At 56.8% G+C, this 347-nt stretch carries 1 protein-coding gene; it reads left to right on the top strand.

The window, feature by feature from the left end; translation table 11 throughout:
* Positions 1–347: M48 family metallopeptidase (locus tag VJI94_RS08120; RefSeq protein WP_324008981.1), on the top strand; the 347-nt coding region annotated here is incomplete at both ends.

The raw sequence follows: 347 nt of genomic DNA, 5'->3' as shown, positions 1-347 counted from the left end.
GATACGGTCGCAGCAAAGAAAACTGCTGGCGCAGGAACGGGAAACGCCCCGCGAGTTTCTGAACAAGGAAAGTCACTACCTCTGGGGCAAGCGTTACCTCCTGGAAATAACATTCATCGATGCTGCGCCATCCGTCGATCTCACGCCACGTACCTTGCTGCTTAAGGTACGGCCAGGCGCGGATCGGGCGAAGTGCGAACAGACACTTGAGGGCTGGTATCGACAGCAAGTCCGGGACGCCGTACCCGCACTGTTGGAGAAATGGGAGCAAGCGCTTGGTGTGAAAGCAAAGCGGGTATTCGTGCAACGAATGAAGACAAAGTGGGGCAGTTGCACGCCCACATCCG

It is taken from the genome of Parvimonas sp. D9 (assembly GCF_035282565.1).
Lineage (GTDB): Bacteria > Bacillota > Clostridia > Tissierellales > Peptoniphilaceae > Parvimonas > Parvimonas micra.
Note: the sequence above shows the minus strand (reverse complement) of the source record. Positions and strands in the feature narration are given on the sequence as shown.